Annotated in this window: 9 protein-coding genes; 7 read left to right on the forward strand and 2 right to left on the reverse strand. The window is 43.9% G+C overall.

Features of this window, described 5'->3' with window-relative positions:
* Nucleotides 1–132: 132 nt before the first annotated feature.
* Complete coding sequence (locus P2A85_RS22980) at nt 133–1,092, reverse strand: pentapeptide repeat-containing protein (protein WP_377475683.1); 960 nt, start codon at nt 1,090–1,092, stop codon at nt 133–135.
* Between the two features lie 247 nt (nt 1,093–1,339).
* On the opposite strand from P2A85_RS22980, the gene P2A85_RS22985 reads away from it, so the two are divergent.
* From P2A85_RS22985 to P2A85_RS23010, 6 genes are all read left to right on the forward strand, one after another.
* Nucleotides 1,340–4,678, forward strand: a complete 3,339-nt coding sequence (locus P2A85_RS22985; protein WP_377475684.1) for a hypothetical protein — start codon at nt 1,340–1,342, stop codon at nt 4,676–4,678.
* Between the two features lie 7 nt (nt 4,679–4,685).
* A complete protein-coding gene (locus P2A85_RS22990; protein ID WP_377475685.1) occupies nt 4,686–4,892 on the forward strand; it encodes a cytoplasmic protein in 207 nt (68 codons plus the stop codon).
* Between the two features lie 108 nt (nt 4,893–5,000).
* Nucleotides 5,001–5,201 carry a cytoplasmic protein gene (locus P2A85_RS22995; protein WP_340521793.1) on the forward strand — a complete coding sequence of 67 codons (201 nt, stop codon included), beginning with the start codon at nt 5,001–5,003 and terminating at the stop codon, nt 5,199–5,201.
* Nucleotides 5,202–5,495: 294 nt separating this feature from the next.
* On the forward strand, nt 5,496–6,032 hold the full coding sequence (locus P2A85_RS23000; RefSeq protein ID WP_377475686.1) for an opioid growth factor receptor-related protein: 537 nt from the start codon (nt 5,496–5,498) through the stop codon (nt 6,030–6,032).
* A 154-nt stretch (nt 6,033–6,186) separates the two neighbouring features.
* Complete coding sequence (locus P2A85_RS23005; RefSeq protein WP_377481649.1) at nt 6,187–6,594, forward strand: DNA/RNA non-specific endonuclease; 408 nt, start codon at nt 6,187–6,189, stop codon at nt 6,592–6,594.
* 25 nt (nt 6,595–6,619) lie between these two features.
* A complete protein-coding gene (locus P2A85_RS23010) occupies nt 6,620–7,150 on the forward strand; it encodes a pentapeptide repeat-containing protein (protein WP_377475687.1) in 531 nt (176 codons plus the stop codon).
* Between the two features lie 18 nt (nt 7,151–7,168).
* On the opposite strand, the gene P2A85_RS23015 is transcribed toward P2A85_RS23010, so the two are convergent.
* On the reverse strand, nt 7,169–7,744 hold the full coding sequence (locus tag P2A85_RS23015) for a pentapeptide repeat-containing protein (RefSeq protein ID WP_377475688.1): 576 nt from the start codon (nt 7,742–7,744) through the stop codon (nt 7,169–7,171).
* Nucleotides 7,745–7,923: 179 nt separating this feature from the next.
* Between P2A85_RS23015 and P2A85_RS23020 the strand changes: the two genes are divergently transcribed.
* Nucleotides 7,924–15,237, forward strand: coding sequence for a DNA/RNA non-specific endonuclease (locus tag P2A85_RS23020; protein ID WP_377475690.1), 7,314 nt, complete (start codon nt 7,924–7,926; stop codon nt 15,235–15,237).
* The last annotated feature ends 50 nt before the right edge of the window (nt 15,238–15,287 follow it).

Genomic DNA, 15,287 nt, shown 5'->3' on the forward strand with positions numbered 1-15,287 from the left:
GATTGATGGCAGAGGAGGTAGAAAGATAAACTTTTTGTCTAGTCTTCCTGATGACATTCGGACTTACCTCAAAGATCAGTTATATCCAATCATCTAAATTTCCTCAGCCATCCTTCAAATCAGACAAAAAACTTATCTCTGATTTGAAGGATATATATTAGGACCAACAATACATTCTCCGTTTGGTAAAATTGTATTGCGAAACCAGCCCGCTTGAGAGAAAAAGATTTTAGCACTAAGTAGATTAGCCTCTGTGAAATTGACACCATTCATATCCAATGTCAATAAATTAGCACCCTTTAAGTTGGTGTAGCTTAAATCTGCGTCGGTCAAGTTAGCAATGTACAGATTAGCACCGCTCAAATTTGCCCCCCTAAAATTAACTCTAGTCAAGCAGGACTCTTGCAAATTGGCACCGCTTAAGTTAGCATCAGCAAAATGAGCATTCGGCATAATGATGTTATGTAAATCGACGCCTCTAAGGTCAGCCCGATACAAGACTATGCCCTCAAACCTTCTTTCTCCAGCAGCGTAGCGCCGGAGTAATTCTTGAGTTTTAATGACTCTAACTGGATCGCTTTTATGGCTACCATCTGGCATAATAGTATGACAAAATAACGCAGATTCTGTATTTATATTCTGCCATTGAGCCGCGAAAAAATTTGTGCCAGTTAGGTTCGTCTTAACCAGGTTAACATTGTTTAAATTAGCATTCTCTAAGTTAGCACCGCTCAGATCGGCATACCATAAATTAGCATTAGCCAGATTAGCGTTACTTAGATTAGTCCCCACTAAACAAGTGCTGCTCAAATTAGCATTTTCCAGATTAGCGTTACTCAAATTAACACCGCTCAGTTCGCACCCCTGCAAAATACTTGAGTGCAAATCAGAGCCACTTAAATCGATATCAATTAGGTATTCACGTTCCGCGACAATTCCTTCTAAATTCATGCCGGAATAGTCTCTCCATCCATCTTTGTACAAATCGACTACCTCCCAACCTTGCATTTCTGGCCAATACTCGTTGAGACAAGGAAGCATAATATATTCATCGACTTCTTCTTCCCATTCGAGGTATTGTTCGTTATTCATAACCTTTTTTGAAGATATTTACATATTAATAATAGCAGATCGTGAGTCAGACAAGATTACAAAACCTTCTGAATACTCCGACAATAGCGAACAAACACCCAACCGCAACCTTTACGCTGTCAACATTGACCCCGCCGACAAACCGAACACTGAGAATTCTAACGAGCGGAAGTGGCACCAGCAGATTGGAGTAATTCCCACCGCATCGGAGACAGAGGGCATAGCTGCTACTTCCGACCCTACAAAAATGGTGTTTACCAACGGGCTTGCTAGTGTCCTTGCCATAAGTAATGGGGAACAGGTAAAGCTTCAAGATGACGGCAAGGGCTTTGGAGTGCTCTCCATTACGTCTGATGACCCCCTCAACTTCAGTGCTAAAGTCAACTACGCTCCTTTGTCGCTGGGCGTGGCCAATGACTATTTCGATGTCAACGAGGCAGTGGCTGTAACAGTAACGCAAGACGGGAAATATGCGTTTGTTGCCGGCCGCAACTCTAGGGCAAAGATAAATACGCGCGAGGGTGGAAATATAGGCATTATCGCAAACCCACTGGGGCCCAATCCTCAATTGGTGGCTGCGACTCGACCGATTCCCGACAGCTTAACTAACAACCTAGCGCTTTCGAGTGACGGCAAATATTTGATTGCTTCCTATCCCACCCTAGGTTTGGGAGGAAGTTCCTACGTTTTCGATGTTGAGGAAATGATTAAGGCTATAGAGAATCCAGGCAATTACAAGCTTGACGCCCGCGACAGGGGTGTGGATACTTGGGGTTTCCAGGCAAGCAATCAGCGAAATGCGACTGTTGCTGACCTGGCCCGCGTGCCTATTGACGATATCAACCCTCTGATAAGTATTGCCGCCGACTACAAAATTACAGGGGGAAATTGGATTAATAACTTTGGTTTTGGTATCCCGGATGGCACGAAACGCGCTCCCATTGGTATCGGCGGAAATCCTAAAGGTTTGGCAATAGCGAATGTTAAAAATTGGCTGGAATTAGAGGGGCCCATTGGTACTAGCGAGAGTGGCACCAATCCTCTAACTCCTACTTTTAGGTGGGATTTCAAGGGTGACGGTGAAGAATGCGGTCTTCCTGGTTTTAATCCCGATACTGATGTCAAGGAGGTCAATCTTTATGTGAGCGTTTTTCCGCAAGGGAAGGGCTTGTTGCCCGATGATAGGTGGGATGGGTTAAATTCGGCTGGCGACAAAGATTACAATCCGAATCGAGTTCTAACTGCTCAATGGAAGAATGGTACATGGACTTCAAATGGAGTTAGTAAGGCTGGTTCTTCTGAGGAGTTTACTCTTTCTAATGACCGAATGTTGACGGCGGGTCAGGAATATCATTGGGCTGTGGAAGCTGTGACCAACAAAACGGAAAGAAAAGTTGTTACCGACAAGTTTAAGACTTTACTGCCGGCTCCGATGGATGGTGGCAATACTTTCAGTAGCGTTACGGTGTTAACGCGAGGCATAGAACCTCAAGCTAATTTGATAGATCGCCAATTCGAGCAGATGGCTTCTCACCTGACTAAAGAAAATGGTTTGGTCATGCGTTACGATCGGGCTACTAACAAATGGGGGTGGCTGAATTTTGATGGCTCCACAACCTTCTCCCCTCCAACTCACAAATTGGGCGCACCACTGATACTAATCCCTGGGTGGGAAGAACTCCCAGAAGCAAACACATTTAACTCTGGCTTTACTGAGGCAGCCGCAGATGCCTTTTTTGCTTCACTGGTAGCTTTAAATCAAAATTTGGCAAACACCCTTTTCAATTCACCTATGCACTTTATGGGGTTTGGTCAGGGTGCAGCGATCGACAATGAAATTGTCCAGCGTTTGGGGAGTTATTTTCCCTTCGCTGGTGGTACTAGCCTTGTAAACCGCGACCTCCAGATGACAACGATCGATCCTTATGCTTTCGACCCAAATGAGTTTGTAGCCTCCTTAAAAAGCTTCCGCGATCCAGAAGTGCGAATCTGGGAAAATGTTACCTATGCCGATAACTATTATCAAGACATCTCCGCTCTGGATACACAGGAAATCAATACCCCTGCTGGTCGGCGAATTGCGGAGGCGGATTGGAACGTACACCTTGGTGGTTCTGATGGCTTGAGCCGGATTGGATTTACTGAAAATAGCACGGATGGAAGGCCTCACCAAGCTCTAACTTGGTATGCAGGAACAGCTAACCTTAGCGGAAGTCAACTCCCCTCAAGGAATGGAGAGAGGATTTACCGTCGGCTTGGAGATCTGGAACTAGATAGTTCAGGCAATCCAACTACACCTACGTGGTACACACCCGATCATGCGAATGCTAATTTTACTCACGGTGAACAACGAGCTCCTTGGGAAGGTATCGGTACTGGCTGGTTTTACTCGGTACTGGGTGGTGGCTCTCAATTACGCCCCTATGATGCTAACGTAAGTAACCGTGTCCCCGTAACTGAGGACAATACCTACACAGACGAAATTATAGGTAACAAGATGCGAGGTGACTATGCAGTTCCCACCCTTTTCAATGGTAATTTTGACGCCAGCGAACGTTTTACATATCAGAGCGTTCCAGGCTGGTCTTTTTACAACTCTTTAAGTGTATCCGACAATCCTAATGTGTCGCAAAGACACCTGCATGAACGGGATGAGATTGATACCTTTTTAACTGAAGAGCAAAGAAAATTAAACCCGGGTTTGGCGGGAAAAAACTATACCTTGAAGATGGGAGGAACCGATGGACCTAAAGAAATAATTCATAATCTCTTTCTTGTCCCCGATCAAAACAGTTTACACGATAGTTTGAAGTTCGACCTGCACGTACCTGAAGACCAACTCGGTGCGGGAAGAAAAATTACGGTTTCTATGCAAGCAAACGTAGCTGGTTACGAACAGTTTACGTCAATAGGAACTATCGATTTAGAGCCAGTATCTGGAATAAATAGCTCTCCTACAGAGCTCGACAGCAATATTCGCAAGATCGGTTATGGTACTGAAGGCTTGGAAACTTTCTACCTAAATGTCCCGCAAGAACTGCGCGGTAAGGCAGCTTTACTCAAGTTTGAAATCAATGACGGCACTGTTTACCTTGACGATATTTCTTTTGGCAAGAAGTGGGAATCTTCTATGACTCTCGCTGAGGCTGAAGAATATACAAAAAATAGCTACTACAGCGGACGCGTGTTGTATCATGGAACTAGCCCAGAGGGTGCTAGTAGTATTGCGAATATTGGTGTAAATCCTGCTTACTTTAACACAAAATACTCAGTGTATGGACCGGGACTTTATTTATCAACTGCTACAAGCGTAGCCGAAATCTACAGCGATGGGGCCGTATTAGATATAATGTTAAATGTAAAAAATCCAAAAATATATTCACAGGATTCTGCATACAGATCCAGCTTAGAAGGCTACCGTTTAACTAATAATTTAGAGTTGTCAGACCAAGATTTGATTAATCAATATGCAGAATATTTACAATCTCAAGGTTACGATGCTATTCAAATAGGAAATCCTCTAGTTCCTTCGAGAAAACTCATAGTAGTTTTTGACCCAAAACAGGTAGTAGTTGTTGCTGCTTAATACTCCAATGAATAAAAATCAAATGAGCGAATATAAAGGGTGTCGTGGTTGTCGGCATTATTTAGGTGAGCTAGATTGCAGTGCCTTTCCTGAAGGAATACCTATGATAATACTATCAGGGGAAATTCAACATACTGAAATTCTACCCAAGCAGGGAAATACAATTGTTTATGAGGCAATTAAAAAAAGTACAACAGACAAAATGGAAGAGTAAAAATAAAATTGGCTGGGCATATCCAGACGCTAAAAACGTAAAATAATGATACGATCTGTAAAAGTTTAGATTAATTTATAGATCGTATTGTTGTTAAGGAGTAATCAAATGGCTGAATATAAAGGATGCCTTGACTGCCGTCACTTGTTTCATGACGTGTATATAAACGAGATGCCAACTTGTCGCGCCTTTCCTGAAGGAATACCACTAATTATTTTCGTCGGAGAAGAACACACAAAACCTTTACCCGATCAGGACAATACAATTGTTTATGAACCAGCCGAAAAACCTTTTTGGCTGACGGAGTGACAACAAGAGTCAAAAGCCCCACCGATGGCGGATTTTGACTCTTGTTATTGGCGAGGAAAATATATAGCAATCCTAAATCATTCATGCAGATATGTAGGGGCGGTGCCCCTGTGCCCGCCCTCCGAGGGATTGGGCAACCACGGGGGGATTGCCCCTACAAGAATTATGCAAATGATTTAGGATCGCTATAGAGGAAAACAGGAGGATAAAGGTTGGTATCTTTTGACCAATGTCGCCACCTTAAGACAATCGATCGATATCTTCAAATGTCAGTAAATCATTTCTAAGGAATTAATGAGTTATTTAAGCGAATCAAATCCAATTTTAGATTTTTATCTCGGTCAGCAGCCCAATTCGCAAGGTCGGGCGATCGAGGATATTTGGTCGTGGGATTACCAGAAGTTAGAAGCGATACACGACTACATTCAATGGCTGTTTCCGCTAACAGAAAAAAGTTACTTCAATACGAGCGCTCCTACTTTGAACGAGCGGGTAATTCAAGTTTTTAGAACAAGCGATGAATTGAGAAATCGCTTAATTAAATCTCTCAAAGTCATGCTGGCTTTTTACGGGTTGGAATGCCGCACAGAAGAAAACGCGGAAATTGTCATTGCCAAATCTGAGGAATATTTGTCCAGAAGCCGAAAGTGGATTGAAAGATTGAATCACAATTACCTGCGCCTGACTAGGATACTGAAAAGTTTGACAATTTTGGGATTGAAAAATTATGCTTTAGCTCTTTTCAATTGTTTGGATGAGATCTATAATGAAAACAAGGAAATTATTGGTTTAACGACTTATAATTTTTGGAAAAACGCTGTAAATAGTTGATACAGGTAAATTGCAGATCGTATTTGGATTGAGGTTTCGATAGTAATTTTCCCCAAAATCCTGACAATGTTCGGCCAGTTGATGCTACTTTCGGTCCTTATGACATAAATAATGGTAATGAAGTTTATTTTAAGCGCGGGCGATCGAAGGTGACATAAACACCTTTGTCAGAAAAAGTAATAACCCCAGCAATGAGGTTTACGTTATTACTGGCAGATATGGCTCAAGCGATCTGATTCCCTCACTAAAACCCGAAAACAAAGAGGAACTAATTAGGTCTCGAGCTACTCAATTTAATATTGATGTTCCTGAAATGCTGTGGAAAGTTGTTTTAATTCCAGAAAAACCAGGCAAAAGTCCTACAGATATCACAATTAAGGCAAAAACTTTTGGCGTACTTTTGCCAAATACTAACCAAGAACCATCAAAACTAGACTGGCGCAAGCACATTTTCTCAGTCAATGAAATTGAGGAGTACACTGGCTATAACTTTTTCTCGAACATTCCCACCGAAGTTCAAGAAGAAATTGAAAACAATATTACTTTACCTACAGTCTTTTAAGTAATAAATTCAGGGAGACAAAATTATGCTTCGGGTGACAATAGCCGACTTAAGCGAGCGTTATAATGCTGGGGAACGTAACTTTGCTGGTATAAAGTTATACAAGAGTCCTGATGGTAGCAGCATAGTTGAGTTACACGATATTATTTTTTTAAGCGATATTATCTTAAGTGGAGTAGACCTTTCTAATGCCAACCTAAGCCTAATGAACTTGCAAGGAGCTCAGTTGGTTGGAACTCAGTTATGGCGTACTTCATTAAGTGGCGCTGACCTGTCAGGTGCAGACCTGACAGGAGCCAACCTTACTGAGGCTCGTCTACTTAAAACTAACCTCAGAGGTGCTAAATTGATTGGAGCTAACTTAACAGAGGCTCAATTGATTGAAACCGACTTAACAGGTGCTGATTTAAGTGAAAGTATTCTTTGTAAAGTAAATCTTTCCAAAGTCAAGCTAGATGAAGAATGCCATCGTCAGATACTCTGCACTAAGGCTTGGCTCTGGGAAACCTATTTACCTAATGGAACGTTTATTGGTAATGCCAAGTATCACGACTGAATATCTAATAATAAAGATTCAACTGAGTTTATACTTAAGTATAAACTCAGTATAATTCCTTGATGTGTATCTCGTACCGTATTCAGGCTCAGCAACAAATCTTCCATCAGGCATAATTGTATTCCACACTAACGCAAATCTGTAATAGATTTCTACATCATCAATGGGAGAGCCCGCAGGTCTAACTTGCCTTAAATCTAAGTCAAACAAAAAACTATATTCAAAATTAGCATCAATAGTATCAGCTCCGTCCAAGTTAGCTTGGATTAAGTTAGCCCCTTCCAAGCGAGCTCCTGTCAAATTAGTACATTCAAAACAAGCCCGCCTCAATGTAGCTGCCGTTAGATCGGCCCATGTTAGGTCTGCTAATGTGAAATCAGCATCGGGCATATAAGCTCCTATTAATTTAGCTTCTTTTAAGTTAACGTCTCTAAGCCTAGCTCCTGGCCAGTAAATTCCACTTAAGATAATATTACTTAGGTCGGCACCGTATAAGACATCAGGATGGTCTGTATTAGCCTCAATCCTCAATCCGGCAAAATTGCGCTCTCCAGCTTGATAACGTTCTAGTAGTTTATCTGGTGTAATCAGCATAATATTCCTATTTTAATTATTGCGATAGTTTATGTTTCAATTATAGTACAATAACAACAACCGCAAATTTACCAATCCCCGGCACTTTCCTTGTAGATAACCAAGGAAAAGTCAAATTTGACTATGTATTTGATGGCGGCTACTTTCAAGGCGAAATCGGCATTTTCAGCCAACGCGGAATGTCCGCATTCACACCCGGTACTCCAGAATTCATCGCCGAAGCATCCCGTAGAGTTTTAAGCAATTCCACCGACGGACATATTGTCATCAGCGACTCAAAAGAAGGAGCAAAATTCACCGGTGCGATGCCCTTCGACGGGGATTGGGGCAGCGGCGAATATCAGGGTATCAAAACTTTCTCCATGCTACCAGGCGACACCTTTGCCGTCATGTTAGTCCCCAACGCTACAATACAATCATCCTTCCAATCCTCATATTCGGGAAATTTGTTCCCCGAAAACCGCCCCTTATTCAGTATCGCCACAGCCAATCCCAACGATACCGCTCATCTGCTACAAATAGCCGACATTACCGGCAGCGGCAACACCTTTGCCCTGGAAGATATGTCGCCTTCTAACTCGGACAGAGATTACAATGACCTAATCTTTAAAATTAGCGGCGCGACAGGAAACGCACCGCTGCTAGATACAGTCATCAACCCTGACAGAGAATGGCGCAATACAGCTTTAGGACAGCAATTGCTCGCCGAAGCCAATCCCCCGAATTCTGACAACAATCCGCCCGTTGTTTCACCGACAAGCGCTCGGACTTATACAGAATTAGAGACAACTATTTCATTAGAAAATCTTGCCACAGATGCAGAGGGCGACCCTCTGACAATTAGCGTCCAGGGTCCAGTAAACGGCACTGTAATTTTCAATCCCTTAACTAACAAAGCATCCTTTAAACCAGCAACCGGTTTCTCTGGAATTGCCAGCTTTGATTTCCTTGCCAGCGATGCTTTTGGGAGTTCAACGCCCGCGCGGGTGACAGTCAATGTCAGCGATGTTCCTCTGCTAAATCTAGATTTTGTGAAGCGCAATCCGATCCTCAATGCAGGAGAAAATACGGAATTGATTGTGCTCGGAGATTTTGCCGACCAAAAAGGTGTAGTGCTGCCAGATTCTTATCTAACTTACACTTCAATAAATCCAGAAGTAGCACCAATTGATCCAACTGGTAAAGTGACAGGTTTGGTCAACGGCACTTCAATTTTGAGTGCAAGTCGAAACAACTTGCAAGCAGTCACCCCAATCCGAATTGGGACGATGCCAGCACCCACAACAGATGCTCAATTGCATCAGATACTAGCCGAAATGTACGGACTAGACCCATACCCAGATGCCGTCTCTCTGATACCAGGTGGAACCCGGAAACTGTCCCTCGGCTTAAACTCCAACTTCACCGAAGCCAACTTAACCGCAGCCAGCACAGGTACACGCTACTTTAGCAACAACAGCAACATCTTAAACGTCAGTCCCGACGGCACCATTACAGCAGTCGGCATCGGCGATGGCACCGTTACGGCCATTCACGGCACCGCATCCGCCATCATTCCAGTTCGAGTCGAAGCACCGAAAATCGGCACAACTGCCTTGGGAACCGACGGTGGCATCATCAACTCAAGCGACGGAACCCTAGCAGTCATGATACCTCCGGGCGCCCTTAAACAGAATGCAACCGTCAGCATTGCCCCAGTCAACCAACAAAACTTGTCCCTACCACTACCACCGGGATTTGAATTTGCAGGAGCCTTCAACTTAAACTTTAGCGATAACTCCCTGAATATACCCGCCCAGTTAGCAGTACCAGCACCCGCCGGATTAGCACCAGGAACTGTGGCATACTTCCTGCGAAAAGGAGCAATTCCTGACGCAACCGGCACTTGGAATCCGATTTGGCTGCAAGAAGAATCAGGCATAGTCGGAGATGACGGCAACATTCGCACCCAGTCTCCTCCCTATCCAGGTGTGGTCAGACCGGGCGAATACGCAGTAGTTTACGCCAGTCCGACGGGCAGCGCTACCTTAGTCAAAGGTCAACTTACCCTCAACTACAACTTCCCCTTAGCATTTTTTGGCATCATTGACCCCCAGGGAAACATCGGTCAGTTAATCGACCCGGACAAATTCGTTACCACCCCGGCCTTTACCGTAACTCGCGACATATCTTCAGTACAGGTAGTAGCAATCCCCAAGGTGGGACTTCCCATAGTAACAGAGGTAGGTGTCCAGCGAAACGACGACGGTACTGCCACATTTAAGGCAGCTTTGAATATGCCGGCCCCGACTTCTTCTGACCCCACAACACCTCCTGTCCTCCAAAAAGCTGAATTGAAATTCAAGGATGAGAACAACCAGCAATTTGAGAACAATGAGCCCCTCTTATTTCTGACCGGGGGCAACATTTTAGTCAACAACGCCAGCGACTCTAAAGGCAGTAAATTTGAGGATGTGACAGTTAAATTCTATGTAGGCAACTCTGTGTATGAGGGGACTGTAGTACCGACACGCAGCCGCTCTCTTGGGGGCAATCAGTATGAAGTAGCAGTTAAAGTGCCTGATACAGTAGTGCTGGGCGCTTCAGGCGTCGTGCTGGAGAGGAAGCAGAACCAGATCGTCGAGCAAAACGGCACAGCACCAGTATACAAAGAAATCCAGTACAACAGCAATCCAATTCGGCTGCCACAGGGGGCAGAGTACGTTTTTGCAGCGTTGGGCGGTTCTGACCGAGTAGCGGTTCTCAACGGTAAAAACCCCGAATCAGTGGTTAATACTACAAACAGCAAGGACTTGCTGTTGGCTCAAATTCCTGTGGGGACTAGCGGTGTCACAGATTGGGCAGAATCAACAGCCGTGACTAGCGACGGAAATCGCGTTTACGCAACCTTGAGGAATTCAGGTCAAGTGGCATTGGTCGATCCAATGGTACTGCGACAGGTAGATACTGTGCCAAATACTTCAGGCGTCAATCCCATTGTCCTGCCGGCGGGCGCTAGACCCAAGTCAATAGTCATCAGTCCTAGAGACGATTATGCTTACATTGGCGACTTGAATCAAGCGAAAATTTACGTCCTTGACATCAACCCTAACTCGGCAACTTATCACAAAGTAGTTGAGACTATTAACGTCACTTCACCATTAGGATTGAGTCAGTTGGCAATTAGTAGTGACGGCCGGCGGCTGTTCGGCACGGGTTCTGATAATAATGAGCAAGTGCCTAATCGTCGGATTTATGCAATCAATATTGACTCGAAGGATCGACCGAAGGATGAGAATTCCAATCCTCGTAAGTGGCATCAACAAATCGGAGTTATTCCTACTATTTCGGAGACCGAGGGAATAGCAGCTACGAATGAGCCGACGAAAATGGTGTTCACGAACGGATTGAATCGAAGTAATCCTGACCAGAATAATGACGCGCCTGGTTTTGGGGTGTTGGAAATTACTTCGGACGATCCTCTTAACTTTACTGCTTCTGTGAGTTATGCCCCTTTAAGTTTGGGTTTTCCTACTGATTATTTTGATGTGAATGAGGGGGTATCTGTCACTGTAACGCGGGATGGGCGGTATGGGTTTGTGGCTGGTCGCAATTCTGGAAGTCTTGGCCCTTCTGCAGATGTACGTTCTGGGGGAAATATTGGGATTATTAAAGACCCCTTGGGGCCAAATCCTCAATTAATCGGTGCTACCAGACCGATTCCAGAGACTCTTACTAACGATTTAGTGCTTTCTAATGACAACAAATACCTTTATGGCTCTTATCCTTCTCTGAGTGGTAGCGGGAGCGTTTATGCTTTCGATGTTGAGGAAATGATTAAAACTCTGGACAATCCCGGTCAATTCAAAATTGATAGTCTTGACAGGGGTGTTAAGTCTCCTTTCTTCAATGCTACTACGGCGAGGTCTGTGACTGCGGCTGATTTCACAAGGGTTCCTATTGATGATATAAATCCGGCGGTTAGTATTGCTGCTGATTATGGGATTACTAAGGAGAACCGACCTGCTAATCAGTTTACTTATGGGGTGCTGCCGGGGACAACACGCGCACCAGTCGGTACTGGAGGCAATTTACGGGATTTGAGTTCTGCACCGACTGATTGGCTGAATTTGAAGGGGCCTGGTGCAACTACCAATGACCTAACTCCGACTTTTCAATGGCAGTTTTCTCCTGGTTGGGAGGATGTGAAAGAGGTTAATCTTTTTGTCAGTACGTTCGACCAAGGGAAGGGCTTATTGCCTTGGGATAAGGTTGTCAATTTATCAGATTCGGCACTCCTTCCCGGATTCTCGGAAACACAAAAGCGTCAACTTCTTTCCAAGCCTTGGAACGGTTATGACGATTTCAATCCCAACCGAATTCTGACTGCGACTTGGAAAAAAGATACTGGCAAGTGGTACGGACACGACGGGATTACGCCTCTTGACCAACCTTTAAATGACCCCGCAAATACTAGCACTAACTTCACGCTACCGAGGAGTCTTACTGCGGGGCAGAACTACAATTTTGCTGTTGAAGCTGTGAGTAATAGCGGGGCTGTGACCAAAGATTTGGGGCAGTTTCAAACCATACCTCCTGATAGCAACAGTCCTTTCAGCAGCGTGAGTGTGTTAACTCATGGTTTTACACTTTTGCCCGGCCAAGGGGGAATTCCTGACTCCTTCTACGAGGTAGCTGATAGTATTGCAAAAACTGGTAATGATGGGTTAATTTTACGCTACGAAAAACCCACCGGGTCTTGGATTCCTATTGATAAAAATGGAGGAGTTTTAACAACTTTAACGGGTGGACTGCAACCAACAGATACTAACTATTTTCGGACTTTAACTAGCAATATTCAGGCTAAGTATGTTAACCAGAATAAATCGTTAGTGTTGCTGCCAGAATGGTCGTTGGACAGAGAATCAGTTATTCCTGACGTTGGCTTTTCTGAGGGTGCGGCTGATGCTTTGTTTGCTTCTATGGTGCAGTTAGATTTGGCGTTGGGGGGTAAGGTTGGAGAGTATCAAGGCAATGAACTTAAACGGTTGTACGACAGCCAAGGGAAGCTGATTCGCCAGCAGGGGAATTTGTTCAACTCGCCACTGCATTTCATGGGCTTCAGTCGGGGTACCGTTGTCAATAGCGAAATCGTACAGCGTTTAGGAACTTTCTTCCCCCAAGCTGGTGGAACATCTATGGCTAACCGAGACCTCCAGATGACAACAATCGACCCGCACGATTTCTACCAACCTAGTTTGAATTTAAAATTACCTGATTTTGTCAGCGCAAATTTCAGCGATTTCTACGAACCCAAGGTTCAGGTTTGGAATAATGTGACGTTTGCTGATAACTATTATCAGACTGTGGCTAATCCTAATGGTTTGACTGCTACTCCTAATGGTCGTTCTTTGGGTCAACTTCCACAAGAGGAGTTGGATAAGAATCCCAAACCTGCTGGACTGAATTTTCCTAAAGCTAATGGTGTTACTTTAGGGAAGGCAGACCGAGAGATTTTACTCGGTACTCGTGAGGGGGAACCAGGTCGGATAAATAGTCGGATTGGGTTTACTAAGGATGATAGTATTGCAGGGACGCACAAGCGAGCATTTGGATGGTATGCTGGGACGGTTGATTTAGACTTGGAGGAAGTTTTACTTCAGTATCCTCATGTGGAGGCTTCTGAGAAGCCTCAAGCAGTTAACGATATGTTGGGTAAAATGGGTTTACCCGAAATGTTCGATCCGAATTTCCCGGCAGCTAAACCTTGGTATGATAATGGCAATGGTGAAGGGGTTGGTGAGGGTTGGTTTTATTCTGTTTTGGGTGGAGGTAAAGAGCAACGTCAGTATAGCCCTACTGGGCGCGTTCCGGTGAGTTTTGATAATACTCTTTCTGCTGGGATGCGGGGGGATTATGCGGTTCCTACTCTGTTTAATGGCAATTTTGACCAGTACATTCCGAATAAGAGTGAGCCGGAAAATTTTGGTCGGAATGCTATTTCTACGGAAATTCCGGGGTGGTCTTTTCATGGTGGTACATCAACGCTTGTAGACCCCACGAAGCACTTAGTAAATTGGAAAGCCATAGATTCGTTGAATATTCCCTACACTTATCCCAATGGAAAGCAAGTACCGGGAACTTCTTTCTTAGATCGAATGGGCATCAATAGCGACCCAAATTTCTCTAACTATGCTCTGGAATTAAAGGGTGGTGAGAGCATTACGCACAACCGCTTTGTTGTACCGGAGTGGGGTAAATTGCGCTTCAACATTCACGTTCCCAAAGAAGCAGCAGACCGAGGTAATAAGCTGAAAGTTACTCTCACAGATACGGCTTCTGGTGAAGAAATAACCGAAACTATTCTTCTCAATGAAGCTAATTTCACAACAGGAACATCAGACTCTTTCTACAACAACGATCTTGAAAAAGATGCTGCCCGAAAACTTGGTTATGCGACTAGAGGCTTTGAGACTTTTAATGTATTTGACACTTTCTATGAAGGGTCAACCCAACAAAAAGAATTAGATAAGTTCCGAGGTAAAACAGCGACGCTCAAATTTGAATTGGAAGGTAGCGACGCGGTTTACTTAGATGATGTCTTCTTCAAGAGTAGTTCTCTCAAATTTGGGGAACCGACACCCAAGAATGGCAGCAGTCCAGCAAGGTATAGCGGTGCTGATTATGATGGGAATCTCTATAAAGACAATTTGCTGCTTGAAAAACCGCAGTATACTCTGTCTTACAACGGTACTGGAAACATACCTAACTGGGCGAGTTTCCAGATCAATAAATCATCGATATATTTGGCCGGAGAGGAAAATCCTAGTAAGCGCGGTTTCACTAATGATCGCAGCCTTCCACCAGATTTTTACCAAGTGACAAACACTGATTATAGCGGTAGAGATCCTTATGTTGCAGGTCATCAAACACCGATAGCATCTCGCACTATTACTCTCAAGGACAATAAAGCTGTTAACATGATGTCGAACATCGTTCCACAGCACAAAAAAAACAATAAACCAATATGGGAGGAAATTGAGAACTATGCCCAAGACTTTGTAAAAGCTGGCAGAGAAGTTTATGTCATTACAGGCAGCCATAAAATTAAACAGAAGGATGGGCAAGATGAGGTTCTTTCTCCCAAAAAACCTGAGAAAAATCAAGCCATAAAAATCCCTGAAAACTTGTGGAAAGTTATGTTGGTACTGGATCGCCCCAATGCAGTTGTAACTGATACCACAACAAAAATCTATGCTGTTGGTTTTTACGTAGCCAATGACTTACCTACAGAAAAAGAAGATCGATGGAGACAGAATTGGACGGAATCAAACAAAGAAGATAGAATTGTGTGGTCTCTCAAAGAAATTGAGGATGAACTTGGTTATGATTTATTTGACAATCTGCCATTTAATATTAAGCAAGCTCTCCAAAATAACAGACTTATATTTCCTTTAGGAGCTAAACTAGATAGTGATGATTGGGATAACTTTAGACCCAACCCATTGCCATAAGTTGAACCAAGAAACTTGACAAGGAGCATCTATTCGCAGGCAGGATGATA

It is taken from the genome of Microcoleus anatoxicus (genome assembly GCF_042465725.1).
In the GTDB taxonomy this organism is placed as follows: Bacteria; Cyanobacteriota; Cyanobacteriia; order Cyanobacteriales; family Microcoleaceae; genus Microcoleus; species Microcoleus anatoxicus.

Excerpts from the sequence above, each read along its gene's own strand:
- P2A85_RS22980 (WP_377475683.1), bottom strand. The coding sequence starts at position 1,092 with ATGAATAACGAACAATACCTCGAATGGGAAGAAGAAGTCGATGAATAT.
- P2A85_RS22985 (WP_377475684.1), top strand. The coding sequence starts at position 1,340 with ATGGTGTTTACCAACGGGCTTGCTAGTGTCCTTGCCATAAGTAATGGG.
- P2A85_RS22990 (WP_377475685.1), top strand. The coding sequence starts at position 4,686 with ATGAATAAAAATCAAATGAGCGAATATAAAGGGTGTCGTGGTTGTCGG.
- P2A85_RS22995 (WP_340521793.1), top strand. The coding sequence starts at position 5,001 with ATGGCTGAATATAAAGGATGCCTTGACTGCCGTCACTTGTTTCATGAC.
- P2A85_RS23000 (WP_377475686.1), top strand. The coding sequence starts at position 5,496 with ATGAGTTATTTAAGCGAATCAAATCCAATTTTAGATTTTTATCTCGGT.
- P2A85_RS23010 (WP_377475687.1), top strand. The coding sequence starts at position 6,620 with ATGCTTCGGGTGACAATAGCCGACTTAAGCGAGCGTTATAATGCTGGG.
- P2A85_RS23015 (WP_377475688.1), bottom strand. The coding sequence starts at position 7,744 with ATGCTGATTACACCAGATAAACTACTAGAACGTTATCAAGCTGGAGAG.
- P2A85_RS23020 (WP_377475690.1), top strand. The coding sequence starts at position 7,924 with ATGTCCGCATTCACACCCGGTACTCCAGAATTCATCGCCGAAGCATCC.